The sequence below is a fragment of the Achromobacter sp. genome, assembly GCF_050285585.1.
In the GTDB taxonomy this organism is placed as follows: domain Bacteria; phylum Pseudomonadota; class Gammaproteobacteria; order Burkholderiales; family Burkholderiaceae_B; genus Achromobacter.
Window position 1 is genome coordinate 12,196 of the sequence record NZ_JBLZXF010000022.1, and the last position, 26,180, is coordinate 38,375.

Consider the following 26,180-nt stretch of genomic DNA (forward strand, 5'->3'; position numbering starts at 1 on the left):
GAAACCCATGCGGCCGTGGGCAGACTGTTTTTTTTCGGCCGATGCCGGGCACACAGTCTCCCACGGCCGCATGGGTTTCGCGCGTTGAGCACGTGAGTTCTTGCCCAGGAACTGCCGCGCTCCACCCATCCTACACCTGGCCGAGCAGCAGGAACTCCATCAGCGCCTTCTGCACGTGCAGGCGGTTTTCCGCTTCGTCCCAGACGACGCTTTGCGGGCCGTCGATGACTTCGCCCGTGACTTCCTCGCCGCGGTGGGCGGGCAGGCAGTGCATGAACACCGCGTCGTCGGCGGCGGTGGCCATCATGTCCGCGTCCACGCACCAGTCGGCGAAGGCGGCGCGGCGTTCCTCGTTCTCGGCCTCATAGCCCATGCTGGTCCACACGTCGGTGGTGACGAGGTGGGCGCCCTTGCAGGCTTCCATGGGATCCTTGAACTGGCGCAGCACCTTGTCGGATGGCGTGCCGATGCGCGAGGCTTCGAGCTCGTAGCCGGCCGGCGTGGACACGTGCAGCGTGAACCCCAGCATTTCGGCGGCCTGCAGCCAGGTGTAGGCCATGTTGTTGGCGTCGCCCACCCAGGCCACGGTCTTGCCGGCGATGGAGCCGCGGTGCTCGATGTAGGTGAAGATGTCCGCCAGGATCTGGCAGGGGTGGAATTCGTTGGTCAGGCCGTTGATCACGGGCACGCGCGAATGCGACGCGAAGCGCTCGATGCGGGTCTGCTCGAACGTGCGGATCATGACGATGTCGACCATGCGCGAGATCACGCGCGCGGTGTCTTCGATGGGCTCGGAGCGGCCGAGCTGCGAGTCGTTGGACGTCAGGTTGATGACCGAGCCGCCCATCTGGTACATGCCGGCCTCGAACGACACGCGGGTGCGCGTGCTGGCCTTTTCGAACACCATTGCCAGCGTGCGGTCGTGCAGCGGCATGTGGGGCTCATAGCGTTTGAACTTTTCCTTGATCAGGCGCGCGCGGTCCAGCACGTAGGCGATCTCGGCGGACGAGAAGTCCTTGAACTGCAGGAAGTGCCGCAAGGGGCCGTTTTGAGTCGTGGGAGGAGTCATGGTGATGTCGCAGGTCATGGGGCCCGGCCAGGCTCGTGGCCCGGGCGGGGCGTTGATTATGGTTGTTCGGCCAGGAATTCCCGGATGAGGGGAACCAGGATGGCGACGATCTGGTCGGCCTCTTCCCGGTTGAGGATCAGCGGCGGCAGCATGCGGATGACGCGGTCGCGCGTGACGTTGATGAGCAGGCCGGCTTCCATGGCGCGCAGGGCCAGGATGCCGCAGGGGCGGGCGAGCTCGATGCCCAGCATCAGGCCGCGGCCGCGGATGTCGGCGACGCCGGGCGTGCCGGCCAGTTCCCTGGCCAGCGCATCTTTCAGGTGGGCGCCCACGGCATGGGCGTTGTCCAGCAGTTTTTCGGATTCCAGGGCGTCCAGCACCGCGAGCCCGGCCGCGCAGACCAGGGGGCCGCCGCCGAAGGTCGTGCCGTGGCTGCCCGGGGTGAGGACGCCGGCGGCGGGACCGGCGGCCAGCATGGCGCCGATCGGCACGCCGCCCGCCAGGCCCTTGGCCAGGGTCATCACGTCGGGGCGGATGTCCGCCCACTGGTGGGCAAACCATTTGCCGGTGCGGCCGATGCCGGACTGGACCTCGTCGATCATCAGCAGCCAGCCGCGCTCCGTGCACAGGCGGCGCAGCGCCTGGAGGTAGGCGATGTCGGAGGGACGGATGCCGCCTTCGCCCTGGAGCACCTCCAGCAGCACGCCGACCGTGCGCGGCTCGGCGTCTCCGGCGGCGCGCACGGCGTCCAGCTGGTTGTGGGGCACCTGGATGAAGCCCGAGGGCAGGGGTTCGAAGCCCTTGCGCGCCTTGTCGCTGCCCGTGGCCGCCAGCGTGGCCAGGGTGCGTCCGTGCCAGGACGAGTCCATGGTGATGATGTGGGCGTGCTTGTTGCCCCGCTGGTAGGCGTAGTAGCGGGCCAGCTTGATCGCGGCCTCGTTGGCTTCGGAACCGCTGTTGTTGAACGCGACCTCCTGCATGCCGGAGAGCTCGGTCAGGCGGGCGGCCAGCGCGGTCTGCTGGGGGACTTCGTAGATGTTCGAGGTATGGATGACGCGGGCGGCCTGCTCGCTGATGGCGGCCACCAGTTTCGGGTGCGCGTGGCCCAGGCAGGAGACGCCGATCCCGGCCAGCGCGTCCAGGTACTTGCGGCCCTCGGCGTCCCAGAGCCAGACGCCCTGGCCGTGCGTGAACGACACCGGCAGCCGGGCATAGATATTGGCCAGAGGCGAGCTCATCGCGGATCCTCCTGGGGGTATGGCGGGTCGAGCCGGGGCAGGCTCTCAACCGGACCCTCTCGCAGGCGCGCTTCCCAGGGGAAAGCGCTGTTTGAAAGAGAGCAAAGGATCAATCATATACAATTCGCGGCGCAGGGCGCATGTTTGATCACGCCGAAGATCCGGCTTTCGTGAAAGGCGCGCTGTAGTGAAGAACTCATGGCAACTCGCGTCAGACAATTCGTAATTCATGGCGTTACCGAAAGCGGTAGCCGCTTCCGCCCCAGCGATTGGGCGGAACGGCTCGCCGGCGTAATGGCACAGTTCCGGCCCGCCGGCTGTGCCGGTAACCACCTCACCTATTCGCCCTATGTGCTGCCCGTCGTGATCGATGGCGTGCGCGGGATCGTGGTCGATCTGCGCTTGCGCGACCTGGAACCGCTCGCCTACAAGTTCGTCGTGGATTTCGCCCGCGACAACAACCTCAAGACGGAAGAACGCGAAATCTAGGCCCCCAGAATGAAAAAGCGCCCCGACCGGGCGCTTTTTCATTGGCGGCCCGCGCTTGCACGCGCGCGTTCAGGCGCGTTCAGGTGCCGTAGCGGTCTAGGATCTTGCGGATATCGCGCACTCCCGACCCGTCCGCGGTCAGCAGCGCGCGGGCGGTAACCGCCTCCAGGTGGTGCTCGAGCAGGTGGAGCACGTGTGTTTCGTCGCGCGCGCGCAGGCCGGCGACGATCTCGCGGTGCTCGCTCACCGCGCATTCGCTGGAATGCGGCCGGCCGTAGAGGGCCAGGATCAGCGAGCAGCGCGACACGATCTCGTTCACATAGCGCGCATACACCGCATTGCCCGACAGTTCGGCCATCAGGATGTGGAATTCGCCCGAGAGGCGGATGGATTCATTCGCGCTGTTGCGCTGGCGCGCTTCCTCTTCCTGGGTCACGTGCTGCTCCAGCCTGGCCAGCCCCGCCTCGGTGACGTGCTGCAGCAGCCGGCGGGCGACGTCCCTTTCCAGGCAGCGCCGGGCCTCGAAGATATCGTGCGCTTCTTCCAGGCTGGGGCGCGCCACCGCCGCCCCGCGATTCGGGCGCAGATCCACCAGCCCCTCGCTGAACAGCCGCGTCAACACGCCGCGCACGATGGTGCGGCTGACCCCGAAACGCTCGCCGATGATGTCTTCGGGCAGCTTGTCGCCCGGCAGCAGGGCCTGCTCGATGATGGCCCTGCGCAAATTTTTGTATACGATTTCGTTGCGGTTCAGGTCTTTCCTGGCGGGCGCATCTGCCGGCGGGGCGGGGGATGTCATTGTCTTGTCGGCTCCTATGCCAGCGCGCTTTTTCTGTAGGTAGGAATTGTCCGGCTTTCGGCGCCGGCGCGCATTTCTCTCTGTGCTGGCAAGGATACTACAACGACCGGTAAGGGTTAGCGATAGCTTGCCGTTCAGGCTGCACGGGGTACATTGTCGCCATAAATCGTATACAAATATTTATACAAAAATGTGAATCGCCCCGGAATGGAGGCATCAGGTTTGTATACACGAACAGAGGTCCGACCATGTCCGCAGTCCCCCACGCCCTCGTCAGTCCGTTGCCCGCCCTCGCTCCCTATCGGCTGCTGGTGGTCAATGGCAACACCACCACGGCGCTGACCGGCAGCCTGGCTGCCCAGGCCGAAATCTTCTTCGGCGATGCCGCCCGGATTCATGCCGTGACCGCCGGCTTCGGCCCCGCCTACATCGCCAGCCGGGCGGAAGCGGCCATTTCCGCCCATGCCGTGCTCGAGCTCGTGGAACGGGAGGCGGGGCAGGCGAGCGCCCCGTTCGACGCCTGCCTGCTTGCCTGTTTCGGCGAGCCGGGCATCGGCGCGGTGCGCGAGCGCCTGGGCGTGCCCGTCGTGGGCATGGCGGAGGCTTCCATCATGACCGCCATGCAACGCGGGGACCGCTACGCCATCGTCACGGTGGGGCGGCGCTGGCCCGGCATGCTGCGCGAGCAGATCCGCCAATTGGGAGTGGCGTCGCGCTGCGCCGGCATCCTGGCCCTGCCGGGCAACGCGCTGGACTACGTTTCACGTTCGCCGGAATCGGTGCTGCAGGTCAGCCTGGCCCTGGATGCGGCGGTCGAGCAGGGCGCGGACGTCGTGATCGTGGCCGGCGCGGCGCTGGCCGGCTACCTGCCCAGCCTGCCGCGCCTGCCGGACGTTCCCATCATCGATTCCTACCGCGCCGCCCTGGCGCAGGTGTTGGCGCTGGCGTCCCTGGAGCGGGCGCAGCGGCTGAGCCTCATCCGCTGATCCGCGCCGTCCGGGTTTTTCCGCCGTACCCATCGAGCCGGGCCCGATCCCGGCGAGTTCAGACCGATACACAAGGGAGAGTTGCCGCCATGAAGACTTTGTTCAAATGGGCCGCCGGGGCCGTGATCGCGCTATCGGCGGTGGCGGGGGCATCCGCCGCCAATACGCTGAAGTGGGGCGCTGCCCGGGACCTGGATTCGCTGGACCCGTATTCCTATGGCAGTACGTTCAACCTGGCGTTCCTGAACCATGTGTACGAGGCGCTGATCCGCTACGACGACAAGTTCAACATTACGCCCGCGCTGGCCGAGTCCTGGGAGGCCACCTCGCCCACGGTTCTGCGCTTCCGCCTGCGCCACGGCGTGAAGTTCCACAACGGCGCGCCGTTCTCGGCGGATGACGTGGTGGCGTCGATGACGCGGGTGTCGGACGACGCGTCGCCGCTCAAGGGCAACCTGCCGGCGTTCAAGGCCGTGCGCAAGGTGGACGACTACACGGTCGATATCGAGATGACGCACCCGTACCCGCTGATGCTCAACGACCTGACCAATATCTTCATCTTCAACCGCCAGTGGCTGGTGGACAACAACAGCCTCAAGCCCACGGACGCCGCGAAGAAGATCGAAGGCTACGCCACGCACCATGCCAACGGCACCGGCCCGTTCAAGGTGGAGTCGTACCGCCCCGACACCCGCACCGTGCTGGTGGTGAATCCGGATTGGTGGGACAAGCCGCGCCACAACCTGGACCGCATCGAGTTCACGCCGATTGCCTCCGCGCCGACGCGCGTGGCGGCCCTGCTGTCGGGCGACATCAATTTCACCGAGAACGCGCCGCTGCAGGACCTGGACCGTCTGCGCGCGGCCCCCAACGTGAAGGTGCTGGCGAGCACGGAACTGCGCACGCTGTACTTCGGCTTCAATCTGGGCGACAGGCTGGTCGGCTCCGACGTGAAGGACAGGAATCCGCTGAAGGACCTGAAGGTGCGGCAGGCGCTCTACATGGCGCTGTCGCCCGACCTCATCCAGAAGCGGGTGATGCGGGGGCTGTCGCGCACCACGGGCGCGCTGGTGGCGCCGTCCATCCCGGGCTACGACGCGAAACAGGAGGAACGCCTGCCGTTCGACGCGGCGCGCGCCAAGAAGCTGCTGGCCGAGGCCGGTTATCCGGACGGCTTCACCGTGTCGCTGCTGTGCTCGAACGACATGTTCGTCAATGAGGAAGAGATCTGCCAGGCAGCCGCCTCCATGTGGGCGCGCATCGGCGTGAAGGCGACGCTGGCCAGCGGCCCGCGCTCGCTGCAGAACCCGAAGCGTTCGCGCGGCGAGTTCGACGTCACCATCCATGGCTGGGCCAATGAGCCGCAGATCGACGCGCTGTCCATCCTGCTGCAGGTGATGCATACGCGCACGGGCCCGGCCGGCGTCTTCAACTGGGGGCAGTGGGGCGACGCGGCGCTGGACGCCCGCATCGACGCGGCCGCCGCGGAGATGGACCGGCCCAAGCGCGTCCGGATGATGCAGGACGTGCTGCAGACCCTGCACGACGAGGCGCGCTTCCTGCCGCTGCACCAGCAGCCGATGGCCTGGGCGGTCGGCGACAAGGTGGGCGAGGTGCTGCAGATGCCGGACAACAAGGCGCGTTTGTGGACCGTGCGCATGCAGTAATGCCGGGAGGGCCCGCGCAGACCGCGGCGCCCGCCGCGGGCGGGGCGGGTCCGGGCCGGGAAGTGAATCCGATGGGAGGCGCACATGCTGGCGTTCATAGTTAGGCGGGTCTTCAACGCGGCTGGCGTCATGCTGGCGGTGGCGTTGCTGGCCTTCGTGATTTTCCGGTTCGTCGGCGATCCCGTCGACATGATGCTCAACGAGCAGGCCTCGCAGACGCAGCGCGACGAATTGCGCGAGCGCCTGGGGTTGAACGCGTCCGTGGGCATGCAGTTCGTGCACTTCGTGGCCAATGCGGCGCAGGGCGAGTTCGGCATTTCCTACCGCAACCAGCAGGACGTGTTCGCGCTGGTGGCCGAGCGTTTTCCGGCCACCTTCGAACTGGTGCTGATGGCGACGCTGCTGTCGCTCGTCATCGGCGTTCCGCTGGGCGTGCTGACCGCCATCCACCGCAAGTCGCGCGCGGCGCAGGCGCTGCAATTCGTTTCCATCCTGGGCATATCGCTGCCCAGCTTCGTCGTGGGGATCATGCTGATCCTGGTTTTCTCGGTCCAGCTGGGCTGGCTGCCCGGCTTCGGGCGCGGCGATACCGTGAAGATAGGCTGGTGGTCTACCGGGTTGCTCACGCCGTCGGGCCGCGCGGCGCTCGTGCTGCCGTCCATCACGCTGGCGCTGTTCCAGATCACGCTGATCATGCGGCTGGTGCGGGCGGAGATGCTGGAAACGCTGCGCACCGAGTTCATCAAATTCGCGCGCGCGCGTGGCCTGCCCGACCGCGTGGTGCATTTCCGGCTTGCGCTGCGCAACTGCCTGATGCCCGTGATTACGGTCACTGGCATGCAGATCGGCAACCTGATCGCCTTCGCGCTGATCACGGAAACGGTGTTCCAGTGGCCGGGCATGGGGCTGCTGTTCATTCAATCGGTCATGTTCGTGGACATTCCCGTCATGGCCGCCTATCTGGTGATCGTGTCCTTCATCTTCGTGGCGCTGAACACGCTGGTGGACATGATGTACGGCGTGGTGGATCCGCGCCTGCGCAGCCAGCACGTCAAGGGAGGCGCCAATGCTCACTAACCATCTGGCCGGGGCCGGCCGCGGCCGCTGCGCCCGCTTTCTGCAAAGCGACCTGTGGTGGAGCCTGAGGCAGGACTACGTGGCCATGGGGGCGGGCATCGTGCTCATCGCCGTGGTCCTGCTGGCCGTGTTCGCGCCGTGGATCGCGCCGCAGAACCCCTATGACCTGGCGCAGCTCGATCTGCTGAACGCGGAACTGCCGCCCGTGTGGGAGGAGGGATCGGACCCGCAGTTCCTGCTCGGGACGGACACTCAGGGCCGCGACGTATGGTCGGCCATCCTGTATGGCTCGCGCATGTCGCTCGTGATCGGCCTGGCCACGGTGGTGCTGTCGCTGGCGATCGGCCTGCTGGTCGGTCTGGCGGCGGGCTATTTCGGCGGCTGGATCGACAACGCGCTCATGCGCCTGGGCGACACGCTGCTGAGCATCCCGACCATCCTGGTGGCGATCCTGGTGACAGCGGTGTTCCGCCAGCTGCTGCCGCCCGGCCTGCGCGAGACCCTGTCGTCGGTGATCCTGATCCTGGCCATTTCCATGACCAACTGGGTGCAGTACGCGCGGACGGTGCGCGCCTCGGCCCTGGTGGAGCGCGGCAAGGAATACGTCCAGGCCGCGCGCCTGATCCGGGTGGGGCCGCTGCGCATCATGCTTACGCACATCCTGCCCAACACGCTGACGCCGGTCATGGTGACCGCCACCTTGAATCTCGGCCTGGCGATCCTGGTCGAGGCCACGCTGAGTTTCCTGGGCGTGGGCATGCCGCCCACGGAGCCCTCGCTGGGCACCTTGATCCGGCTGGGCAACCAGTTCCTGTTTTCGGGGCAGTGGTGGGTGGTGGTATTTCCCGCGCTCTACCTGAGCCTGATCGTGCTGGTGGTGAACCTGCTCGGCGACTGGCTGCGCGACGCCCTGAATCCCCGCCTGCGCTGAGCGCGGCCCTTCAAGAGTAGAACCATGGAAAACGCAACGCTGTATACCCGAGTCCGCCCCGCCGGCGGCGAGATGACTTCCGTACTGGTGCGTGACGGCCGCATCCAGGCGCTGGGCGTCCCGGCGCCCGAAGGCGTGCCGGTCGTGGATGGAGGCGGCGCGCTCCTGTTGCCGGGCCTGATCGATGCGCACGCGCACCTGGACAAGACCCTCTACGGCATGCCCTGGTACCGCAATGAGGTGGGGCCGCGCCTGATCGATAAGATCGAAAACGAACGGAACGCGAAGCGCGTGCTGGGCATCGACCCGTACCGGCAGTCGGCCCGCCAGCTCGTGATGTCGATCGCGGACGGCACCAGCCACATCCGTTCCCATGTGGACGTGGACACCGACATCGGCCTGGCGGCCATCGAAGGGGTGATGCGCGCGCGCGAGCAATACCGCGACGAGATCGACGTGGAGATCGTGGCCTTCCCGCAAAGCGGCCTGCTGATCCGCCCGGGGACGCTGGAACTCATGGACGAAGCGCTGCGCATGGGCGCCGAGGTGGTGGGCGGGCTGGACCCGGCGGGCATGGACCGCGATCCCAAGGGCCACCTGGACGCCATCTTCGGCCTGGCGCAAAAGCACGGCAAGCCCATCGACATCCACCTGCACGAAGCGGGCGAACTGGGCGCTTTCTCGATGCAGATGACCATAGAACGCGTGCTGGCGCTGGGCATGCAGGGCAAGGTCACGCTGTCGCATTCCTTCTGTTTGGGCATGCCCGACACGCAGGCGGTGCAGGGCCTGATCGACGGGCTGCTGGTAGCGGGCGTGCACATCATGACCACGGGTTCCGCGTCGCGGCCCGTGCCCAGCGTGGCGCGGCTGCATGCCGCCGGCGTCACCGTCTGCACGGGCAACGACGGCATGCGCGACACCTGGGGCCCCTACGGCAAGCCCGACATGCTGGAGCGCACCATGCTGGTGGGCCTGCGCAACAACTTCCGCCGCGACGATGAACTGGAACTGGCGCTGCGCGTGGCCACCTACGGCAATGCGCGGGTCATGGGGCTGCGCGACTACGGGCTGGCGCCGGGCTGCCACGCGGATTTCGTGCTGGTGGAGGCCGAGACCGTGGCCGAGGCCATCGTTTCGCGGCCGGTGCGCAAGCTGGTGGTCAAGCGCGGCCGGGTGGTCGCCCGCGACGGCCGCGCGCTGGCGGAGGCGCCGTGATGAGCGCCGTCCAGGGGCCCGTGCTGCTGACCGCCCGCTGGGTGGTCGGCCACGAGAACGGCCGCCATTGCCTGTATGAGAACGGCGAGGTGGTGTTCGAGGGTGACCGCATCGTCTACGTCGGCTACCGCTATCCGGGGCAGGTCGCGCAGCGCCGCGATTACGGCCGGGCGCTGATCGGCCCGGGTTTCGTGGACCTGGACGCGCTGTCCGACCTGGATACGACCATCCTGGGCTTCGACAACTCGCCCGCCTGGAAGAAAGGCCGCATCTGGCCCGAAAGCTATATGCGGCAGGGGCCGTACGAGATGTACACGGCGGCCGAGCTGGCTTTCCAGAAGCGCTATGCCTTCGCCCAGCTGATCAGGAACGGCATTACGACGGCGCTGCCGATCGCCTCGCTGTTCTATCGGGTGTGGGGCGAGACCCGCGACGAATTCCTGTCGGCCGCCAACGCCGCGGGCGAACTTGGCCTGCGCGTGTACCTGGGGCCGGCCTACCGCAGCGGCCACACCTACGTGGCGGCGGATGGCAGGATCCGCTGCCACTATGACGAGCCGCGCGGCATGGCGGGCCTGGCCGAAGCGCTGGCCTTCGGCGAGGAGATCGAAGGGCGGCATAACGGCCGGGTGCGCGCGATGCTGTCGCCCGACCGGATCGAAACCTGCACGCCGGCGCTGCTGCGCGCGTCCGCCGCCGCCGCGCGCGAGCGCAACATCCCGATCCGCCTGCATTGCTGCCAATCGCGCCTGGAATACGACCTGGTGCTGGCGCAGCACGGCATGAGCCCGCCGGAATGGCTGCAAAGCCTGGATTTCCTGTCCGAGCGCGCCTTGCTGCCGCACGGTACCTACGTATCGGGCTCGCGCCATATCGACCGGCCGGGGCGCGACCTGGAGATCATCCGCGATTCCGGCGCCAGCATCGTGCATTGCCCGCTGGTGTCGGGGCGCCACGGCGCCACGCTGGAATCGTTTGCGCGCTATCGCAAGCTGGGCATGAACATCGGCATGGGCACCGATACCTGGCCGCCCGACATGGTGCTCAACATGCAGGTGGGCATGATGCTGTGCCGCGTGGCTGACGCTTCGGCCGAAGCGGTGCGGTCCGAGGACTATTACGACGCCGCCACGGTGGGCGGTGCGGACGCGCTGGGGCGGCCCGACCTGGGCCGGCTGGCCGCGGGCGCCAAGGCGGACATCGTCGTCTTCGATTTTTCGCACGACCGCAACGGCCAGATGATCGACCCGATCCAGACGCTGATGGTGAGCGGCAGCGGGCGCGACGTGTCGCAGGTCATCATCGACGGCCGCTTCGTCATGGTGGACGGACGGATTCCCGGTTTCGACGCGCGCCTGGCGCAAGAGCAGGCGCAGACGCAATTCGACGGGCTGATCGCCCGCTATCCCGACCGCACCTGGGGACATCCCCCGGTGGATCGGATCTTTTCCTCCAGCTATCCGCGTCCCGCAAGGAGTCCGTCATGATGGCAGTCGTCCCCAGCACCGCGCCGCCGCCGGCCGCCTCTGGCGCCAGCGCCGCGCCGACCTTGTCCGTGCGCGGCGTGTCGGTCGAGTTCCCCACGCGCCACGGCGTCCTGGTCGCCACCCGCGACATCAGCTTCGACATTCTTCCGGGCGAAATCCTCGGCATGGTCGGCGAGTCCGGCGCCGGTAAATCGCTGACCGGCATGGCCGTGATCGGCCTGCTGGAGCCGCCCGGCCGGCTGGGCGGCGGAGAGATCCATCTGGCGGGCCGGCGCATCGATGATCTGCCGCCCAAGGCGCGGCAGCGCCTGCGCGGCAAGGAGATCGGCGCCATCTTCCAGGATCCGCTGACCAGCCTGCATCCGCTGTTCACGGTCGGCGACCAACTGGTCGAAACGATCCGCCACCACGACAAGGTATCGGCGGCGGCGGCGCGCGCGCGGGCGCTGGAGCTGTTGCTGGCCGTGGGCATTCCGGCGGCGGACCGGCGCATCGACCACTACCCGCACCAGTTCTCCGGCGGCATGCGCCAGCGCGTGGTGATCGCGCTGGCCCTGGCCGCCAGGCCCGCGCTCATCATCGCCGACGAACCCACGACCGCGCTGGACGTGTCCGTGCAGGCGCAGATCACCGCGCTGTTGCGCCGCCTCTGCCGCGAACAGGGCACCTCGGTGCTGCTGGTGACACACGACATGGGCGTGATCGCCGAGACCGCCGACCGGGTGGCGGTGATGTACGCGGGCCGCATCGTCGAGATCGGGCCGGTGCTGGACGTGCTGCGCCGGCCCGGCCACCCCTACACGCAGGGCCTGATGAACGCCATTCCCAGCCTGCGCCATCGCGCGGCCCGCTTGAACCAGATTGACGGCGCGATGCCGCGCCTGCACGCCATGCCGGAAGGCTGCGCCTTCCATCCGCGCTGCGCGATGGCGGGACCGCGCTGCGGACAGGCGCGGCCGCCGCTGGCCGCGTCCGCGGCAGGGGCCACCGTCAGCGCCTGCTGGCTGCACCAAGGAGGAGTCGCTCATGCCGCCTGACGACGATGTGCTGTTGAAGGCCGATGACCTGGCCTGCTGGTTCGACGTTTCCCCGCCCTGGCTGGAGCGCACGCTGTCGCGGCAGCCCGCGCAGACCCTGAAGGCGGTGGACGGCGTGTCGCTGTCCGTGCCGCGCGGCGCCACGCTGAGTATCGTCGGCGAATCGGGCTGCGGCAAGTCCACGCTGGCCAAGCTGCTGGTGGGCCTGGTGGCGCCAACGCGGGGAACCCTGCGCTACGGACGCGGCCGCAAGGGCGGGGTGCTGCATCCGCAAATGATCTTCCAGGACCCGTACGCCAGTCTGAACCCGCGCTGGCGCGTCGGCAATATCGTGGCCGAGCCCATTCGCACGCTGGGCCTGCGCGCCACGCCCGCCGAAACGCGGCGCCGGGTGGACGAGCTGCTGGAACTGGTGGGCCTGTCGGCCAGCGACGCCGGCCGCTACCCGCACGAGTTCTCCGGCGGCCAGCGCCAGCGCATCTCGATCGCGCGGGCGTTGGCGATGGAGGCGGAGTTCCTGGTATGCGACGAACCGACCTCCGCGCTGGACGTATCGGTGCAGGCGCAGATCCTGAACCTGATGGGCGATCTGCAGAAGGAGTTCGGGCTGACGTATGTGTTCATCAGCCACAACCTGTCGGTGGTGCGGCATGTGTCGGACAGCGTGGCGGTGATGTACCTGGGGCGGGTGGTTGAGCAGGCGCCGGCCGATCAACTGTTCGAATCGCCGCGGCATCCCTATACGCGGATGCTGCTGGATACGATTCCAGACCTGGACGATCCGCGGCGGGATCGGGAGCCGATGGGGGGAGAGGTGCCGAATCCGATTCAACCGCCGTCCGGGTGTACGTTTCATCCGCGTTGTCCGGTGGCGCGGGAGCAATGCAAGAAGGAGGCGCCGGCTGCCGTCAGCGTTGGAGGCGGGCGGCAAGTCCGTTGCCATGCCGTGACTTGGGAGGCGGCGCAGGCGGCATGAGGTTTTTGTCATGCCTAGGTGAGGGTTCTTAAGACGCCTGTCGCGGCGGGGGCCTGGGGTGCGGGGGTCAACGATTGCGGTCCGGAGCCTTCGCTCCGGACTTCCCCCTTGTCATCCTCGTCCTCGCCTGCGGCGACTCCTTCGGATTCCCTCGGGCTTATCGACTCCCCGCGCACCCCAGGCCCCCGCCGCGCCAGGCTCCAACGGCACCAATCTTCGGCCAGCGGGGAGGGCAGGGTTCTTGAGGTTCTTGCCGCCGGGGGTGAGGTGGTGGAGCATCTTGCGGGGCCCGCTCCCGGCCGGCCGCGCGGGCGGCCTCTGGGAGCTTACGCGGCGTCTTGCGTCGTGATGATGCCGCTCCCGCGCCCACCCCCACGCGTTGGCGGAGCCCATAGCAAACCACTCCCCACCTGCGCGCAACGGGCAGTGCCCCGACGCCCAGACGCACGTATGCCGATTCCGGCCTACGAAGCTACGAAACGACGCAGCAACGCAACCCGCCCCTCAGCACAAAGCAAAAATTACATAAGTGATAAACAAAACTACTTAGCGTAAACCAGATCACGTAACCCCAACGACAACCCGGGCCAATACGTAATCACGATCAAGCAAACAATCACCACCCCGACAAACGGAATCAACGGCTTGATCAACCTCTCCAGCGGCTGCTTGGCAACCGCGCATGCCGCGAAAAGATTCACCCCGAACGGCGGCGTGATCATCCCCAGCGCCAGGTTCACCACCATGATGATCCCGAAGTGCACCGGCTCCACGCCGAACTTCAGCGCCACCGGCAGCAGCAAGGGGGCCAGCACCACGATGGAGGCCGAGGTTTCGATGAACATGCCGATCACGAACAGCGCCGCGTTCACGCCCATCAGGAAGGTGAACTTGGTGTCGAAGATCTGCGACAGCCACACGCCCAGCGCATCCGGAATGCCCGCGCGGTTGAGCAGGAAGCTGAAGATGCCGGCGTTGGCGATCACGAACATGATGACCGCGGTGGAGACCACCGACTTGTGCAGCGTGTCGGACAATTGCTTGAAGGTCAGGCGGCGGTAGATGAACTTGCCCACGAACACCGCGTACATGACCGCGACCACCGAGGCTTCCGTCGGCGTGAAGATGCCGCCGTAGATGCCGCCCAGGATGATGACCGGCATCAGCAGCGCCAGCCAGGCGTTCTTGAACGCGGGCCACAGCGGCAGGCGGCCTTCGCCGTCGCGCTTGCCCAGGTGGTTGCGCTTGGCGTAGAGCCACACATACAGCATCAGCGCCGCGCCGATCAGAATGCCGGGCATGACGCCGGCGATGAACAGCTCGCCGGTCGAGGTGTCGGTGGACACGGCGAACAGAATCATCGGGATGGACGGCGGGATGATCACGCCCAGTTCGGCGGCGCTGGCCTGCAGCGAGGCGGCGAAGGGCGCGGGGTAGCCGTGCCGGACCATGGCGGGGATGAGGATCGCGCCGACGGCGAAGGTGGTCGCCACGCTGGATCCCGCGACGGCGGCGAAGATCATGCAGGTCAGCACGCAGGTGCAGGCCAGCCCGCCCTGGATGCCGCCCACCACGCTCTTGGCGAATTCCACCATGCGTTCGGAGATGCCGCCGGCCTCCATCAGGTTGCCGGCGAGGATGAAGAAAGGGATCGCGACGAGCGGGTACTTGTCCAGCGCGGCGAACAGCTGCTGGGCGACCACCAGCCAGGGCAGGCCGGCGGCGCCGACTCCCGCCAGGCTGGCCAGGCCGATCGACACGGCGACCGGCACGGACAGCCCGAAGAAAATCAGCATCGAGACAATCATTAGTTGTGACATGGCGATATCTGCTGCTTGTGTTCTATGGGGCGGCTCAGCCTTGCGCGTCGTTGCGCACCGGCACGTCTTCTTCCTCGCCGGCGCACCAGCGGGCCAGCACGGCGATGGCGGCCAGCGTGGCGCCCACGGGGATGGCGAGGTAGATCCAGGAAATCGAGATGTCCAGGCTGGGGACGGTCTGGAAGCGCACGCGATAGGTCATGTTGCCGCCGATCCAGGCCAGAAAGCCCAGGAAACCGGCGCAGATCAGGCCGATGACGGCCTCGAGCACGCGGCGGCGCGTGCCGCCCAGCAGATTGCGCAGCAGCTCCACGCTGATCATGGCGCCGTGGCGGAAGGCCAGCGCCACGCCCAGCAGCACGGTCCAGATCAGGAGGGCGCGGGTCAGCACTTCGCTCCAGTCGGCGGGCGAATGCAGCACGAAGCGGGCAATGACCTGGTAGAAGGCGGCGGCCGCGGCGGCCACCAGCAGGAGTTGGGCAAAGACCGAAACCAGCTTGAACAGGCCGCGGTCGAAGGCGCAGAGCAAACGCATGATGTATCCCGTTGGCGAGGTACGCGAAGGGTGGGGACGAAAAACGGCGGGACGTGAATCCCGCCGCGATGGGCGACGCGCCCCGGGTAGGGGCGGGACCCGCTTACTTGGTGTCGCGGATCGATTCGATCAGCTTCTTGTCGAACTTCTTGTAGTACTCGGGGTAGGCGGGCTCCACGGCGGCGGCGAAGGCGGCGCGGTCCACCTCGGACACCTGCATGCCTTCCTTCTTCAGCTGTTCGACGCCCGTCTTCTCGATGTTGTCCACATAGGCGCGCATGGCCTGGGCGGATTCTTTGCCGGCGCGGTCGAAGTTGGCCTTGTCCGCCGCGGACAGGCCTTCATAGACGTTGGCCGACATCAGCACCAGGGCCGGACCGTAGACGTGGCCGGTCAGGGACAGGTATTTCTGCATCTGCGACAGCTTGGCCGAGGTGATCACCGACAGGGGATTTTCCTGGCCGTCGATCGTGCCCTGCTGCAGGGCGGTGGCCACTTCAGGCCAGGCCATGGGCGTGGGCAGGATGCCGATCTGGCGGAAGGCCGTGATGTGGATGGGGTTTTCCGTGGTGCGGATCTTCAGGCCCTTGGCGTCGGCCGGGGTCTTCACCGGACGCACGTTATTGGTCAGGTGGCGGAAGCCCTGTTCGCCCCAGGCCAGCGCAATGATGCCGCGGCTGGGGAACTTGGCCAGCATGTCCTGGCCGATCTTGCTGTCCAGCACCTTGCGGGCGTGGTCCAGGTCGCGCAGCAGGAAGGGAATATCGAAAACCCCGGTTTCGGGAACAAAATTCAGGGTAGCCCCTGTCGAAACGATGGCCAGGTCGATCGTGCCGATCTGCAGGCCCTCGATCACCTCGCGCTCGCCGCCCAGCGCGCTGTTGGCGAATTGCTGTACCTTGTACTTGCCGTTGGTGGAAGCTTCGACGGATTTCGCCAGGGCGTCGGCGCCGGCGCCATAGTGCGACGACGTGGACAGGGCGTAGGCCATCTTCAGGGTGGTCTGGGCCACGGAGGGCAGGGAGGTTGCGGCCGCGCAGGCGGCCAGAATCGTGGCGGCAAGCCAGGATTTACGCATTGTCTTCTCCAGGGGTGTGAGTCTTGATCTGTTGGGCGGCATTGCCTCCCGCCCCGGGATGATATCGGGATTCGGCCCCTGTTTCGGCCGTTGGTTAACATTGTGGAATGATGGATTTCCCTGATATGTCACGGGCCGAGCGCCCCGGTTTCTGGTCCACCCTGCGCCTGGGCGCCAGGATGATGATGCGCGACGCCCGCGCCGGCGAGCTGCGGCTGCTGGTGCTGGCGCTCGTCGTGGCGGTGGCCGCGGTGACCAGCGTGGGCTTCCTGGCCGACCGGGTCGGCCGGGCGCTGGAGCGCGATGCGGGGCAGATGCTGGGCGCCGACCTGGTGCTGGACGCCGACGAGCCCGTGCCGCCGGCCTTCCTGGACCAGGCCCGCGAGCGCGGCCTGGCCGTCTCCAGCACCTGGCAGTTCCCCTCCATGGTGGGGGCGGGCGACGGCGCGCAGCTGGCCGCGCTGAAGGCCGTCGAGCCGGGCTATCCGCTGCGCGGCGCCCTGCGGGTGGCCGACGCGCCGTTCGCGCCCGATGCCGCCACCCGCGAGGTCCCGCCCGAGGGCGCGGTATGGGTGGACGGGCAACTGCTGTCCCTGCTGAACCTGAAGGTGGGCGACAGCCTGAACGTGGGCGACGCCCGCCTGCGCATCGACCGCGTGATCACCTATGAACCCGACCGCGGGATGCAGTTCGTCAACGTGGCGCCGCGGGTGCTGCTGCGGGCCAGCGATCTTCCCGCCACCGGCCTGATCGCGCCGGGCAGCCGCGTCGGCTATGCCTTGCTGGTCGCCGGCCAGCCCGACGCCGTGGCCGGTTACTCGGCCTGGCTCAAGCAGAATCTGAAACGGGGCCAGAAGGTGGCCACGCTGGAATCCGGCCGGCCGGAGGTGCGTCGCACCCTGGACCGCGCGCAGCGTTTCCTCTCGCTGGTCGCCTTGCTGGCCGTGCTGATTTCGGCCGTGGCCGTGGCGCTGGCGGCCGGCCGCTACATGGCGCGCCATCGCGACGGGGTGGCGGTCATGCGCTGCCTGGGCGCGGTGCAGTCGCAGGTGTCGCGCATGCTGACGCTGGAATTCACGCTGGTGGGCCTGTTCTCGTCGGCGGCGGGCTGCCTGCTGGGCTACGCGGTGCACCAGGTGCTGGTCATGCTCCTGGGCACGGTGATCGACACCGTCCTGCCCGCTCCGTCCGCGATTCCGGCCCTGCAGGGCCTCCTGACGGGCCTGCTGCTGTTGCTGGGCTTCGCCTTGCCCGCGCTGGCCCAGCTGCGCCACGTGCCTCCCGCCCGGGTGCTGCGGCGCGATGCGGACGCGCTGAGCGCGCGCAGCGCCTTCGGCTACGTGGTGGGCGCCACGGGGTTCGCCCTGCTGATATGGTGGTTCGCCGGGGACGCCAAGCTGGGCGCCGTCGTGGCGGGCGGGTTCCTCGGCGCCTTCGCGGTCTTCGCGCTGGTGGCCTGGCTGTGCATCCTGGGGCTGGCGCGCATCCGGAAGCTGGCCGCCGGCCTGCCCGCGCTGCGCTTTGCGCTGGCCGGCGTGGTGCGCCGGCGCGCGGCAACCATCACCCAGGTATGCGCGCTGGCCGTGGGCCTGATGGCGCTGCTGCTGCTGACGATGACGCGCACCGACCTGATCCAGGGCTGGCAGCGGACCCTGCCGCCCGACGCGCCCAACCGCTTCCTGATCAACGTTCAGCCCGACCAGCGCCAGGCGGTGACCGACGCGCTCACCCGCGAAGGGTTGGGCCGCATCGCGCTGTTCCCGATGGTGCGCGGCCGGCTCATCGCCATCAACGGCCGCGCCGTGGGCCCCGACGACTACGAGGAGCCCCGCGCCAAGCGCCTGGTGGACCGCGAGTTCAACCTGTCCTATGGGGACGAACTACCGTCCTCCAACCGGATCGAGCAAGGCCGCTGGCTGGCCCCCGGTTCGGCGGAGGTGTCGCTGGAGTCCGGCCTGGCCAAGACTCTGGGGATCAAGCTGGGCGACAACATGACGTTCGACGTGGCGGGCCAGCAGGTGGAGGTGACCGTGTCAGGCACCCGACGGGTGGACTGGGATACGATGCGGGTCAATTTTTTCGCCATCCTGACCCCCGCCTCGCTGGCCGACATGCCCCAAAGCTGGATCACCTCGTTCTACCTTCCTCCCGAAAAGGCGGGGGTGCTGCCTGCGCTGGTGCGGGAATTCCCCAACCTGACGGTCTTCGACGTGGGCGCCATCCTGCAACAGTTGCAGTCCGTGCTGAACGAGGTGGGCCGCGCGGTGCAGCTTCTGTTCCTGTTCACGCTGGCGGCTGGCGTGCTGGTGCTGTCGGCGGCGCTGACCGCCACGCGCGACGAGCGCTTGCGGGAGGCCGCGGTGCTGCGCGCGCTGGGCGCGACCCGCAGCCAGCTGGCCCGGGCGCAGCGCATCGAATTGTGGGCCGTGGGCGGCCTGGCCGGCCTGCTGGCCGCAGCGGGCGCCACGGCGATCGCTTGGGCTTTGTCAACCCAGGTCTTTGATTTCACGATTACTCTTAGCCTCTGGCCATGGCTGGCAGGCATCGGCGCGGGCATGCTCGGCGCCTGGGCGGGCGGCGCGCTCGCTTTGCGCGGCGTATTGCGCACGCCGCCCCTGGTCACCCTTCGAGAAACCTGATGACGTCCCGCGTCCATTCCATTACCGAACCCGTGGAAAACTCCCACAGCATTTTCGATCTGCTCGGCGGCGAGCCCGGCGTGCGCGCCCTCGTCGACCGTTTCTATGACCTGATGGACACGGAGCCCGACCTGAAGGAGCTGCGGGCCGCCCACGGCCCCAGCCTGGACTCGGCGCGCGACAAGCTGTTCTGGTTCCTGTGCGGCTATTTCGGCGGCCCGGACCACTATATAGAACGCTTCGGCCATCCCCGGCTGCGCGCAAGGCACCTGCCGTTCTCGATCGGCGAGGCCGAGCGCGACCAATGGGTGGCCTGCATCGGACGCGCCATGGAAGACCAGGAGATCGAACCGGCCCTGGTGGACCGGCTGCTGGAGTCGTTCTACGGCGTGGCCGACTGGATGCGCAACCGTGAAGGTTGAGGACGACCTGCGTTCGGGCGCGCGGCGCCAGGCATGGTCCGGCCCGTTGGCCGGGGCCATGCTGAGCGACGCCTCGCGGCTGCCCGAGGCCGGGCCGGAACTGTTCAATCCGGGCTACTACGGCGACGGCGCCCGCCCGGTGGACGCCGGCGGACGCCAGGCGGCCTGGTTCGTCCAGGGCCAGGGTTGGCAGGGCGTGCTGCGGCGCTACCGCCGCGGCGGGATGATCGCGCGCGTCAGCCGCGACGCCTATCTCTGGAACGGCGAAGACCGCACGCGCAGCTTCCGCGAATACCGGCTGCTGGCCGCCATGCGCGCCCAGGGCCTGGACGTGCCCGCGCCGCTGGCCGCCGCGTACTGGCGGCAGGGGCCGGTCTATCGCGCCGCCATCGTGGTCGAGCGCATCCCCGGCGTGCGGCCCCTGGCCCAGGCGCTGGCGGAACCGCTCTGGCAGGCGGCGGCCGAGGCCATCGTCCGCATGCACCGGGCGGGGGTGTGGCACGCGGACCTCAACGCGTTCAACATCCTGGTCGGCGGCGACGGCCGGATCTGGCTGATCGACTTCGACCGCGGCACGCAAGGCGCCTTGTCCGAACGGCAGCGCCAGGGCAACCTGGACCGCTTGCGCCGCTCGCTGCGCAAGGTGGCGGGAGACGACGGCGAACGTTTCTGGCTGCGTCTGCGCGACAGTTACTGGACGGGCTGGGGCGTCGGCATCCAGCCCTGACGGCCGCCAGGCCGTATTCGCGTCAACTACCCCCCAAAGTTGGGCAGGTCATCGCTAAAAAGCTTTATCATTTCGCCTTTTGGTACTCCTGTCACATACGGCATAACGCAAGGGGGGCTGGTAATGAAACTACGGGCGGGTATGCGCTGGGCGCTTGGGGCGATGTTGGCCGCGGCGGCGACATCGGCGGCGGTCGCGCAGAACAAGGTCGTCAACGTCTACAACTGGGCCGAATACACGGCGCCGGACACGATTCCCGGTTTTGAAAAGGAAACCGGCATCAAGGTCCGCTATGACGTCTACGACAGCAACGACACCCTGCAGGCCAAGCTGCTGGCCGGCAAATCGGGCTATGACGTCGTTGTCCCGTCCACGCATTACGCCTCGCGCCAGATCGAGGCCGGCCTGTTCCAGAAGCTGGACAAGTCCAAGATCCCGAACTGGAAATACCTGGATCCGGAGATCATGGCGCTGGTCGCTTCCGTCGATCCCGGCAACGAGTACGCCATCCCGTGGGGCTACGGCACCAACGGCCTGGGCTACAACGTCACCAAGGTCAAGCAGATCATGGGCGACGGCGTCGATCTCGCAAGCTGGGACATGATCTTCAAGCCCGAGAACGCCGCCAAGCTGAAGGAATGCGGCATCTCCATGCTGGACGAGGCCGCGCAGGTGTTTCCCGCCGTGCTGAAGTACCTGGGCAAGGATCCCAACAGCACCAACACGGACGACTACAAGGCCGCGCTGGACGTGCTGATGAAGATCCGCCCGTACATCCGCCAGTTCAGTTCGTCGGGCTATATCGATGAACTCGCCGTGGGCGACCTGTGCATGGTCTATGGCTTCTCGGGCGACGTGATGATCGCCCGCAAGCGCGCCCAGGAGGCCAAGAAGTCCTACGAAGTGAACTACTTCATTCCGAAGGGCGGCGCGCCCGCGTGGTTCGACCTGATGGTCATTCCCAAGGATGCCCCGCATCCCGAGGAAGCGCTGGCGTTCATCAACTACATCGAAACGCCGAAGGTGCACGCGGCCATCACCAACACGATGTTCTACCCCAACGCCAACAAAGAGGCGCGGCAGTACGTGGTGAAGGACGTGGCCGAGAACCCCATGATCTACCCGCCGGCGGAGGTCTCCAAGACCTTGTACGTGATCAAGGCGCTGCCCTTGAACATCCAGCGCCTGCAAAACCGGATGTGGTCCGAGCTGAAGTCTGGAAGATAGTCATCATGAGCGAAAGCCGTTACTCGGCGCAGCATTCGACGGATCCGGACGAGTTCGTCCGGATCTCCGATGTCGTAAAGATCTTCGGCGATGTGGTCGCCGTCCGTTCCGTCAATCTGTCGGTCAAGCGCAACGAGATCTTTGCCCTGCTGGGCAGCTCGGGCAGCGGCAAGTCCACGCTGCTGCGCATGCTGGCGGGGTTCGAAGAGGCCACCTCGGGCCAGATCCTGCTGGACGGCGAGGACATCACCCACGTGCCGCCGTACCGGCGGCCCGTGAACATGATGTTCCAGTCCTACGCGCTGTTTCCGCACATGACGGTCGAGGCCAACGTGGCTTTCGGCCTGAAGCAGGAAGGCGTGGACCGCGCCGAAATCCATGACCGCGTATTCGAGGCGCTGGACCTGGTCCAGATGGCCGGCTATTCGCGCCGCAAGCCCAGCCAGCTGTCGGGCGGCCAGCAGCAGCGCGTGGCCCTGGCGCGCAGCCTGGTCAAGCGTCCCAAGCTGCTGCTGCTGGACGAGCCCATGTCCGCGCTGGACAAGCAGATCCGCCAGAAAACGCAGATCGAGCTGGTGAAGATCCTGGAGCAGGTCGGCGTGACCTGCATCATGGTCACGCACGACCAGGAAGAGGCCATGACCATGGCGCACCGGCTGGCCGTCATGACCGAAGGCCAGATCGTCCAATGCGGCTCGCCGCAGGACGTCTATGCCTTCCCGAATTCCCGCTTCGTCGCCAGCTTCATCGGGTCGACCAATATGTTCACCGGCACCATCGTGGTCGATGAGCCCGACCACGTCGCGATCGAATGCGACGAGCTGACCCGGCCGCTCTTCGTCAACCATGGCGTCAGCGAACCGCTGGGAATGGAGGTGCACGTCTCCATCCGCCCCGAGCGGCTGGTCGTTTCGCGCGAGCAGCCCGAGGGCGAATACAACTGGGCGCACGGCATGGTCAGCCACATGGCGTGGATGGGCAGCTACGCGCTCTATCAGATCCGTCTCGATTCGGGCAAGACAGTGGAGGCCAGCGTGCCCAGCCAACTGCTCATCCAGATGGATGCGCCCGGCATCGATGAGGAAATCTTCGTCAGCTGGGACGCTGACAGCGCGACGGTGCTGGCGTCATGATCCGCATTTCGCCCCGTGACTGGCTGCCGTCGGGCCGGACGCTGGCGGTGGTTCCGCCGTTCGCCTGGCTGGTGCTGTTCCTGCTGGTGCCGTTCCTGCTGGTCTTCAAGATCAGCTTCGCCGAGCTCAAGTTCGGCATTCCGCCGTATACCTCGCTGGCGGAATTCAAGGACGAGGCGGTGCAGTTCAGCCTGCACCTGCGCGGCTACATCCTGCTGTTCACCGACAGCCTGTACTTCGCCACCTACCTGAACTCGGTGAAGATCGCCGCCGTCACCACGCTGTGCTGCGTGCTGATCGGCTATCCCATCGCCTACTACATCGCGCGTTCGTCGCCCTCGGTGCGCAACCTGCTGCTCCTGGGCGTGATCCTGCCGTTCTGGACCTCGCTGCTGCTGCGCGTGTACGCGTGGGTGGGCATCCTGCGCAACGACGGCCTGCTCAACAACCTGCTGCAGGGCCTGGGCATCATTTCCAGTCCGCTGGAAATCTACCGCACCGATGTCGCCGTCTATATCGGCATGGTCTATGCCTATCTGCCGTTCTTCATCCTGCCGCTCTACGCCACGCTGGTGAAGATGGACCTGCGCCTGCTGGAAGCCGCGTATGACCTGGGCGCCAAGCCCTGGCAGGCCTTTTGGCAGATCACCGTGCCGCTGTCGCGCCAGGGCGTGATCGCGGGTTCCATGCTGGTGTTCATCCCGGCTGTCGGTGAGTACGTGATTCCGGAAATGCTGGGCGGCGCCAACACACTCATGATGGGCCGCGTCATGTGGAACGAGTTCTTCAACAACGCCGACTGGCCCATGGCTTCGGCGGTGACCTGCGTGATGGTGCTGCTGTTGCTCGTGCCGCTGGTGTACTTCCAGTACAACCAGGTCAAGCAGCAGGAGCAGGCCGGCGGAGGGCGCAAATGAACGGGCCCAACAAGACATTGCGCGGCATCGTGCTGGGGCTGGGGTACTTCTTCCTGTACGTGCCCATCATCAGCCTGATGGTGTTCTCGTTCAACGAATCGCCCACCGTCACGTCCTGGACCGGGCTGTCGTTCCGCTGGTACCACTCGCTCTTCAATGATGACGCGCTGCTGCGCGCGGCGTGGCTGTCGTTCCGCATCGCCGCCATGACCGCCACGGCCGCGGTCATCATCGGCACCTGGGCGGGCTACGTGCTGGGGCGCATGGGCCGCTTCCGCGGCTTCGCGCTGTACGTGGGCATGCTAAGCGCGCCGCTGGTCATTCCGGAAGTGGTGCTGGGCATTTCCCTTTTGCTGATGTTCGTGGAACTGCGCGGCAGCCTGGGCTGGCCCGCCGAGAACGGCATTTTCACCATCTGGGTGGGCCACGTGACCCTCTGCATGGCCTTCGTCGCGGTCATCATCCAGACGCGCATCCGCGACCTGGACCGCTCGCTGGAAGAGGCCGCCCTGGACCTGGGCGCCACTCCCATCACCGTGTTCTTCAAGATTACGCTGCCTCTCATCGCTCCGGCGCTGGCATCGGCCTGGCTGCTGTCCTTTACGCTGTCGCTGGACGACGTCGTGCTGGCCTCGTTCCTGTCGGGCCCCAGCTCCAGCACGCTGCCGATGGAGGTTTTTTCGCGGGTGCGCCTGGGCCTGAAACCCGAGATCAACGCGCTGGCCACCCTGTTCATCCTGGCGGTGGGCACGTGCGTGATCCTGGCCAACCGCATGCAATGGCGCAAGGAGTCCGAACCCAAATGAAGCAAACCACCCTGTATGGCCTGACCAAGTGCAGCACCTGCGTCAAGGCGCGCGACTGGCTGGCCGGGCACGGCGTCGACCACGCCTTCGTGGACTACCGCGACAATCCCGTCCCTGCCGCCACCCTGAAGTCCTGGGCGGACAAGGTCGGCGGCTGGGAAAAGCTGGTCAACCGTACCTCCATGACCTGGCGCAACCTGCCTGAAGAGCGCAAGACGGCGCATACCGATGCCCAGTGGAGCCAGCTGATTGCCGAGTATCCGGCGCTGGTGCGCCGGCCGGTCACGGTGACCCCGGATGGCGAGGTGAGCGTTGGCTTCAGCGAAAAACGCTACGGCGAGCGCTTCGCCTGAAGTGGCGGCCGGCTCAGGCGCGGCCGGCCAGGCGCTGCCCGATGCGTTCTTCGACCGCGATGCGGCCCAGCTGGCGCGCGAATTGCTGGGCAAGGTCATCCGGCATCGCGTCGGGCGCCTGTGGCTGTCGGCCCGGATCATCGAAACGGAAGCCTATTACCTGGAAGAGAAGGGCAGCCACGCCTCGCTGGGCTATACCCACAAGCGCCGCGCGCTGTTCATGGATGGTGGCACCGTCTACATGTACTACGCCCGCGGCGGAGACTCGCTGAACTTCAGCGCGGCCGGCCCCGGCAACGCGGTGCTGATCAAATCCGGCTACCCCTGGACGGATGTGCTGTCCGGGCCGAAATCGCTGGCCCGCATGCAGGAATTGAATCCCGATGCGCAAGGGCGGCCGAGGCCGCCCGCCAGCCTGTGCGCCGGCCAGACGCTGCTGTGCAAGGCGTTGGGCCTGAAGGTGCCCGACTGGGACGCGCGCCGCTTCGATCCCCGCGCCCTCTATGTGGAAGACGTGGGGGAAGCGCCGGCCGCGCTGATCTGCACCACGCGCCTCGGCATTCCCCTGGGCCGGGACGAACACCTCAGCTACCGCTTCGTGGATCCTTCCTACGCCGCCTTCTGCACGCGCAATCCGCTGCGGCGCGGGCAGCGCGCGGGGCATGACTACGTGTGGGTGGACCGGCAGGGCATCGTGCTGCCCGAAGCGCCCGAGGCCGGCGCGCGCTAGGCGGCCGGCAGGCCGAAACGCTGGGCAAGCGATGCGCGCATCCTGGCATACTTGCGCTGGATGCGCCGGCGGTTCAGGCGCTTGCTCCAGGCATACAGCGGAATGAGCGGCAGCACCCCGAAGCCGTCGATCAGGTACAGGCCCTGCTTGCCGTCGGCATTGAGCCCACAGGCGACATTGCTGGCGGAAATGTCGTGCAGGACGACATGCGCATCGGCCAGGTCGTCGAAGAACTCGTCGAGCTGTTCGCTCAGCGCCGCGTCGAACCTGCCCTGCCGCGCCAGGTCGGCGACGGTGGGGGCGATATTGCCCGCCTCGTCGCAGATCTTCTCGACCACCAGCCCCAGGCCCAGCGTGGTTTGCGCCAGGCCCAGGATGCGCGCCATGGGCACCTGCCATACGCCGGAGGGCCGGGTGGTGGTGGTGACGTACTCCGAGATTTCGTTCAGATAGACCCGGTACGCGCTTTCGCGCTGGTACTGCTTGTACCAGCGCTTGAAGGGGCGCGCCTCCAGGTAGACGGCGCGAGCCTGCATGTCCATGACTTTGACGAGCAGGGACGGCATGTGGGGATGCTGGAAGATGTGTCGGTCGCCGCCGATGGCAAGCGGCACCTCGGCATCCAGGTTCAATGGGCCGAATACGGCCTGGAACGATGCCGCGGGCTTGCCGGAGGATGGATCAGCTGGGTTCAATGGGGGTGCGATGCCGGTTTGGATGGGCGAGAGTTTAATCCGCTTGTTTCCCGGCGGGCAGCCGGGCAACTCCGTAGCCGGCTTTTTTTCGGGGCGAAGGCCGGGGCCGGGGTCCTACAATCCA

General features: G+C 67.1%; 25 protein-coding genes. 18 read left to right on the forward strand and 7 right to left on the reverse strand.

What is annotated here, in order from left to right:
* Window positions 1-130: 130 nt before the first annotated feature.
* On the reverse strand, window positions 131-1,069 hold the full coding sequence (gene argF / locus ACN6PJ_RS22685) for an ornithine carbamoyltransferase (protein WP_427998123.1): 939 nt from the start codon (window positions 1,067-1,069) through the stop codon (window positions 131-133).
* Between the two features lie 56 nt (window positions 1,070-1,125).
* Window positions 1,126-2,307 carry an aspartate aminotransferase family protein gene (locus tag ACN6PJ_RS22690; protein ID WP_427998063.1) on the reverse strand — a complete coding sequence of 394 codons (1,182 nt, stop codon included), beginning with the start codon at window positions 2,305-2,307 and terminating at the stop codon, window positions 1,126-1,128.
* A gap of 198 nt (window positions 2,308-2,505) precedes the next feature.
* On the opposite strand from ACN6PJ_RS22690, the gene ACN6PJ_RS22695 reads away from it, so the two are divergent.
* Window positions 2,506-2,796 (forward strand): DUF3579 domain-containing protein, encoded by a 291-nt coding sequence (locus tag ACN6PJ_RS22695; protein WP_013392635.1) that lies wholly within the window; start codon window positions 2,506-2,508, stop codon window positions 2,794-2,796.
* A 79-nt stretch (window positions 2,797-2,875) separates the two neighbouring features.
* Here ACN6PJ_RS22695 and ACN6PJ_RS22700 read toward each other — a convergent pair whose 3' ends face one another.
* Window positions 2,876-3,595, reverse strand: coding sequence for a GntR family transcriptional regulator (locus ACN6PJ_RS22700; RefSeq protein ID WP_427998064.1), 720 nt, complete (start codon window positions 3,593-3,595; stop codon window positions 2,876-2,878).
* Window positions 3,596-3,843: 248 nt separating this feature from the next.
* Between ACN6PJ_RS22700 and ACN6PJ_RS22705 the strand changes: the two genes are divergently transcribed.
* The 8 genes from ACN6PJ_RS22705 to ACN6PJ_RS22740 all read left to right on the forward strand — a co-directional run bounded on the left by ACN6PJ_RS22705 (window position 3,844) and on the right by ACN6PJ_RS22740 (window position 12,974).
* Window positions 3,844-4,581: an aspartate/glutamate racemase family protein gene (locus tag ACN6PJ_RS22705; protein ID WP_427998065.1), complete on the forward strand. Its 738-nt coding sequence runs from the start codon at window positions 3,844-3,846 to the stop codon at window positions 4,579-4,581.
* A gap of 89 nt (window positions 4,582-4,670) precedes the next feature.
* Window positions 4,671-6,248, forward strand: a complete 1,578-nt coding sequence (locus ACN6PJ_RS22710; protein WP_427998066.1) for an ABC transporter substrate-binding protein — start codon at window positions 4,671-4,673, stop codon at window positions 6,246-6,248.
* An 84-nt stretch (window positions 6,249-6,332) separates the two neighbouring features.
* Complete coding sequence (locus ACN6PJ_RS22715) at window positions 6,333-7,325, forward strand: ABC transporter permease (RefSeq protein ID WP_427998067.1); 993 nt, start codon at window positions 6,333-6,335, stop codon at window positions 7,323-7,325.
* Window positions 7,315-8,256, forward strand: a complete 942-nt coding sequence (locus ACN6PJ_RS22720; RefSeq protein ID WP_427998068.1) for an ABC transporter permease — start codon at window positions 7,315-7,317, stop codon at window positions 8,254-8,256. The genes ACN6PJ_RS22715 and ACN6PJ_RS22720 overlap by 11 nt, the downstream gene beginning before the upstream one ends.
* Before the next feature lie 24 nt (window positions 8,257-8,280).
* Window positions 8,281-9,474, forward strand: coding sequence for an amidohydrolase family protein (locus ACN6PJ_RS22725; RefSeq protein WP_427998069.1), 1,194 nt, complete (start codon window positions 8,281-8,283; stop codon window positions 9,472-9,474).
* Entirely contained in the window at window positions 9,474-10,961 is a 1,488-nt protein-coding gene (locus ACN6PJ_RS22730) for an amidohydrolase family protein (protein ID WP_427998070.1), read from the forward strand. The genes ACN6PJ_RS22725 and ACN6PJ_RS22730 overlap by 1 nt, the downstream gene beginning before the upstream one ends.
* Window positions 10,958-11,998 (forward strand): ABC transporter ATP-binding protein, encoded by a 1,041-nt coding sequence (locus ACN6PJ_RS22735; protein WP_427998071.1) that lies wholly within the window; start codon window positions 10,958-10,960, stop codon window positions 11,996-11,998. The genes ACN6PJ_RS22730 and ACN6PJ_RS22735 overlap by 4 nt, the downstream gene beginning before the upstream one ends.
* On the forward strand, window positions 11,988-12,974 hold the full coding sequence (locus ACN6PJ_RS22740; protein WP_427998072.1) for an ABC transporter ATP-binding protein: 987 nt from the start codon (window positions 11,988-11,990) through the stop codon (window positions 12,972-12,974). Before ACN6PJ_RS22735 ends, ACN6PJ_RS22740 begins: the two co-directional genes overlap by 11 nt.
* A gap of 542 nt (window positions 12,975-13,516) precedes the next feature.
* On the opposite strand, the gene ACN6PJ_RS22745 is transcribed toward ACN6PJ_RS22740, so the two are convergent.
* The 3 genes from ACN6PJ_RS22745 to ACN6PJ_RS22755 form a co-directional block, all read right to left on the reverse strand.
* A complete protein-coding gene (locus tag ACN6PJ_RS22745; protein WP_427998073.1) occupies window positions 13,517-14,794 on the reverse strand; it encodes a TRAP transporter large permease in 1,278 nt (425 codons plus the stop codon).
* A gap of 34 nt (window positions 14,795-14,828) precedes the next feature.
* Complete coding sequence (locus ACN6PJ_RS22750; RefSeq protein ID WP_427998074.1) at window positions 14,829-15,329, reverse strand: TRAP transporter small permease; 501 nt, start codon at window positions 15,327-15,329, stop codon at window positions 14,829-14,831.
* Between the two features lie 103 nt (window positions 15,330-15,432).
* The gene (locus ACN6PJ_RS22755) at window positions 15,433-16,407 is read right to left on the reverse strand and encodes a TRAP transporter substrate-binding protein (protein WP_427998075.1); all 975 of its coding nucleotides are present in this window, start codon (window positions 16,405-16,407) and stop codon (window positions 15,433-15,435) included.
* Between the two features lie 107 nt (window positions 16,408-16,514).
* On the opposite strand from ACN6PJ_RS22755, the gene ACN6PJ_RS22760 reads away from it, so the two are divergent.
* The 9 genes from ACN6PJ_RS22760 (at window position 16,515) to ACN6PJ_RS22800 (ending at window position 25,361) form a co-directional block, all read left to right on the forward strand.
* Window positions 16,515-19,046, forward strand: coding sequence for an ABC transporter permease (locus ACN6PJ_RS22760; RefSeq protein WP_427998076.1), 2,532 nt, complete (start codon window positions 16,515-16,517; stop codon window positions 19,044-19,046).
* Window positions 19,046-19,468 (forward strand): group II truncated hemoglobin, encoded by a 423-nt coding sequence (locus ACN6PJ_RS22765; RefSeq protein WP_427998077.1) that lies wholly within the window; start codon window positions 19,046-19,048, stop codon window positions 19,466-19,468. The genes ACN6PJ_RS22760 and ACN6PJ_RS22765 overlap by 1 nt, the downstream gene beginning before the upstream one ends.
* A gap of 58 nt (window positions 19,469-19,526) precedes the next feature.
* The gene (locus tag ACN6PJ_RS22770; RefSeq protein ID WP_427998124.1) at window positions 19,527-20,195 is read left to right on the forward strand and encodes a 3-deoxy-D-manno-octulosonic acid kinase; all 669 of its coding nucleotides are present in this window, start codon (window positions 19,527-19,529) and stop codon (window positions 20,193-20,195) included.
* 123 nt (window positions 20,196-20,318) lie between these two features.
* A complete protein-coding gene (locus ACN6PJ_RS22775; protein WP_427998078.1) occupies window positions 20,319-21,422 on the forward strand; it encodes a polyamine ABC transporter substrate-binding protein in 1,104 nt (367 codons plus the stop codon).
* Window positions 21,423-21,427: 5 nt separating this feature from the next.
* A complete protein-coding gene (locus ACN6PJ_RS22780; protein WP_043544232.1) occupies window positions 21,428-22,555 on the forward strand; it encodes an ABC transporter ATP-binding protein in 1,128 nt (375 codons plus the stop codon).
* Window positions 22,552-23,472, forward strand: a complete 921-nt coding sequence (locus tag ACN6PJ_RS22785) for an ABC transporter permease subunit (protein ID WP_427998079.1) — start codon at window positions 22,552-22,554, stop codon at window positions 23,470-23,472. The genes ACN6PJ_RS22780 and ACN6PJ_RS22785 overlap by 4 nt, the downstream gene beginning before the upstream one ends.
* Entirely contained in the window at window positions 23,469-24,278 is an 810-nt protein-coding gene (locus ACN6PJ_RS22790; RefSeq protein ID WP_043544230.1) for an ABC transporter permease subunit, read from the forward strand. The genes ACN6PJ_RS22785 and ACN6PJ_RS22790 overlap by 4 nt, the downstream gene beginning before the upstream one ends.
* Window positions 24,275-24,631 carry an arsenate reductase gene (locus ACN6PJ_RS22795; RefSeq protein ID WP_427998080.1) on the forward strand — a complete coding sequence of 119 codons (357 nt, stop codon included), beginning with the start codon at window positions 24,275-24,277 and terminating at the stop codon, window positions 24,629-24,631. Before ACN6PJ_RS22790 ends, ACN6PJ_RS22795 begins: the two co-directional genes overlap by 4 nt.
* Window position 24,632: 1 nt before the next feature.
* Window positions 24,633-25,361 (forward strand): DNA-3-methyladenine glycosylase, encoded by a 729-nt coding sequence (locus ACN6PJ_RS22800; protein ID WP_427998081.1) that lies wholly within the window; start codon window positions 24,633-24,635, stop codon window positions 25,359-25,361.
* On the opposite strand, the gene ACN6PJ_RS22805 is transcribed toward ACN6PJ_RS22800, so the two are convergent.
* Complete coding sequence (locus ACN6PJ_RS22805) at window positions 25,358-26,056, reverse strand: PhoP regulatory network YrbL family protein (protein WP_427998082.1); 699 nt, start codon at window positions 26,054-26,056, stop codon at window positions 25,358-25,360. The two genes, ACN6PJ_RS22800 and ACN6PJ_RS22805, sit on opposite strands and share 4 nt — an antisense overlap.
* Window positions 26,057-26,180 lie beyond the last annotated feature (124 nt).